The organism is Corynebacterium sp. HMSC08D02 (genome assembly GCF_001807505.1).
GTDB lineage: Bacteria > Actinomycetota > Actinomycetes > Mycobacteriales > Mycobacteriaceae > Corynebacterium > Corynebacterium pseudogenitalium.
On the sequence record NZ_KV789238.1, the window covers coordinates 165,130 to 168,839 of the forward strand.

Genomic DNA, 3,710 nt, shown 5'->3' on the forward strand with positions numbered 1-3,710 from the left:
TTGACCTTGACGCCAGTGTCCTGCTTCTCATCGGTCGGATCGACAGGCTTTGCGCCAGTTTCGTCGACTGTGGTCTTCGGGGCTTCCGGCTTCGTGTCCGAACCGTTGTCATCACGGTCCTTCTCGTGGCCCTTAACCTCAACCTCAACCTCGACCTTGCCGCCAGGCAGATCCGGGTCCTCGATGGTCAGCGTGATCGGTCCATCAACGTCGGTGCCAGGGGTGACGTGAACATTGCCGTTCTCATCAATCTCGGCCGGAATGTCCTTGCCGTCCTCATCCTTAGCAATGACCTTGGTGTCGCCGTCCTTGTTGTTGACCTTGACGCCAGTGTCCTGCTTCTCATCGGAAGGATCGACAGGCTGCTTACCAGACTCGTCAACCGTGGTCTTCGGCGCTTCCGGCTTCGTGTCCGAACCGTTGTCGTCCTTGCCCTTCTCGTGGCCGTTGACCGGAACCTCGACCTCGACCTTGCCGCCAGGCAGATCCGGGTCCTCGATGACTACCGTGATCGGACCATCAACGTCCTCACCTGGGGTGACATGGACGTTACCGTTCTCGTCGATCTCGGCAGGGATGTCCTTGCTATCTTCGTCCTTCGCAGAAACCTTGGTTTCCTCGTCAGGGTTGACGATCTTGACGCCGGTGTCCTGCTTGTCGTCGGTCGGGTCGACAGCCTTCTTGCCAGACTCGTCGACAGAGGTCGGATCCTGGGTCACATGGATGGTGACGTCGACTTCCTCCTTCGAGCCATCCGGGTAGGTCACGACGACCTTGCCCTGCTTGTCACCAGGCTCGTCGGTGTTTGGCTCTTCCTTCCACTCGTACTCGGTGCCGTCAGGAAGGTCTTCCTTGTTAGCGATCGAGTCTTCAGGCTTCGGCTTCTCTCCCGGCTCAACCGTTTGATCCTGCCCCTTGGGGTCGTAGGCGTCAGCCTGGGACTTCACAGCCAGCGGGACGATATCGGTCTGCTCGTGCTTTTCACCGTTCTGATCCACCAACGTGTACGTCACAGTCACGTTCGGCTTCTCTTCAGAAGCCTCAACCGGGGTCGTTGGGGTGCCGGTGATCTTGCCGTTTTCAAACGTCAGACCATCTGGCAGTCCCTCAACCTTGAGGGAGCCTTCCTCGATTTCGAAGCCTTGAGGAAGCTTGTCGAAGCCCTCAGGCTTCACTTCCTGCTCGTATGGTTCGCCGACGACGCCATCCTGGAGCGGAGTGTCCGTCACCGTAATCTTTGTGACGACCTCTTCGTACTGCTTCTCTGCAACAGTGGACTTCTCCGTCTTTTGGATGCGCTGCGCGGGATCTTCCTCATCAGGGTTTTCCCAAACTGGATCACCGTTTTCATCGGTAACGCCAACGTACTTGTCCACCATGACCTCGACCTCGCGGGTCACGGTCACTTCGGTGGTGCCAGGCTTGGTTGGCGTACCAGTGATCTTGCCGGTTTCCGGGTCGATCTCGAGGCCATCAGGCAGCTTATCGGCGGAGTACTGTGGCTTCGAGTTCTCAGCAAGGTTGTCAGGCAACTGCTTGAACAGGTCCGCGACGTTGTTGTCTGGGTACTCTTCACCCGCGGAGCCAAGCGGCAGTTGCTCTGGGACAACAGCGGTAAACGAGTCCGCGATCTCCCAGCGGTCAGACATCTTCTTCGAAGCAGGATCAACAGTCACCACAGCCGCTGTGTAGACGGTGGTTTCCTTCAGATCCTCAGGAGCCTGGAAGTCACAGGAAGGCAGTACGCCCTTCTCGTCACTCTTGACGATGCACTCCTTGCCTTCCAGCTCGGTCTGGTTACCAGCAGGATCAGTTGCGTACCAACGAATTGCGTAATCCGCATTTGGCATCAGGCCTGCAGCCTTCGTGGTCACCTTGGAGCCAGCTCGACCCTTATTGTCGTACGAGTTGTACTCCGGAATATCAAAGATCGGCTGTGCGGACATCAGCGGGAACTGCAAGCCGTCCATTGCTTGTCCAGCCCACACAGAACCAAATTTGTTGAAGTCCTGGAACATGTTCATCGGGAACGCCGAGTTCTTGACGTCGCGGCCTTCGATCTTCGGGTACACGTACATGTAGTCCGTGTTGATGTGACGTTTTTTCGTCTGGTTAATTAAACCATCACCGAACGCAGCGCGGCGCGATGCACCGTTATCTGGCATGAAGTCCTTCGCAACTGTACCGAAGTCGCCCTTGGCCAGCTTATTGGAAATTTGAGCAGTCTGGTTCTCCTGTGTACGCGACTGGCCATACGTGCCCTTAAACGGCAGGTAAATCGTACCGTCAGCCTTAGTCTCCGTAACGACAGTCTCAGCGATGTGTGAACCTACGCCATGCTCGTCCTGGTACGCCTTGATGATGCGCTCCTGGTTTGCACGCTCCTGCTCAGCGGTGTAACCCTTGTTCGCTTCCTTCCACGCGTCAATCTCACGCGCGACCTCATCGTTGAGGTACGAGGCAACAACTTCTACGCCACCAGCAGCGCGATCACCCTGGCCGGGCTGGTACTTGTAGTACCCCGGCAAGGAACCGGCGTCCTCGCCGTTTTCCCACCAAACCATCGACCAGTTTGGTGCAGCACCAGCACTCCTGAAAGCGCCGTACTTTCCGTAGTCTGGGAACTGGCCATCAACGGTCGGCTCACCGGTCTGGCCATCAAGTGCGCGGGTCCACTCGGACTCCGGCTTCGCCAGCCAATCAACCTGCGCCGGCTTCTCCTCAAGCACGAAACGCCCATTGGTAATGCGGGAGCCAGCTGGGCCGGCGGTGAAGTTCCAGGATTCCTGGACTCGGTTCAAACGTGTGGTGTATCGGCCAGAGTTCATATCACCAGCGGCGACGACAGAGTACTTGTTTTCGTCTGGGTTTTCGCCCCACACACGGACTTTGAACTTGCTGGCGCCAGCCAGGTTGAACGCAGGGGCACCTACCCGATCAGTCACCTTGCGGGTCAAGTCGAAGGAAAAGCGACCCTCGGAGTCGGTCAGGGTGTAGAACACCGGGGATACTTCGTTTTTGCCGGTGACGTACTGCAGGTAGATAACATTGCCCTTCAGCGGCTCATTGTTCGCCGAAAGGTCGTCATGTCGGCCATCCTTATTGATGTACGCGTAGCCGTGGTAGCCGCCATAATCGCGCCAGCCACCCTTGGTGTAGATGGCGTTCGGAACCTTCTTATCCTTGACGGCGTCGTCAACAGTAGCGTCCGCGCCGTCAACCGCCGCAGCGGTCTCCTGGGCAAACGCAACCGGCTGCGCAAGTGGCGCAACAAGCGCGAACGAAAGTGCTGCCGCAGCAACCGACGTGCCACGACGTGCCTTATAGGAGTTTCGCACAATAAATCCTTTCATCTGTTATTTCAGAACATGCCACCGCACCGCCGCGTGCATCACCGTTTTCCCGGTGCAGACACAGGCGCTACATGGTTTACAGTTATCAGAGAATAACAATGAATGGTCTGCGCTTCTAATAGACCTTTAGGCCTATTCCATTGCAGGATTTTGCGACACTGATACGTTTCAAACTCTAAGAATCCATCAGGTAGACAGCGCTAGGACGATTGTCCTATAGTGCACATGTAATTGTTTGTATAGATAATTGGCAGACATATGTACGTCACCTGCGAAGACGAAGATTCCCAGAACAAACACCGACCGTTGTCAGTATCAATGCAAAAAGCTGCCACCCGTCATATATGACGGGTGGCA

The 3,710-nt window shown here is 56.3% G+C and carries 1 protein-coding gene; it reads right to left on the reverse strand.

The features are described from left to right. Positions 1–3,338 (reverse strand): Rib/alpha-like domain-containing protein (locus tag HMPREF3170_RS05100; protein ID WP_168161626.1); only part of this gene is annotated, 3,338 nt, incomplete at its 3' end. Positions 3,339–3,710: the final 372 nt, after the last annotated feature.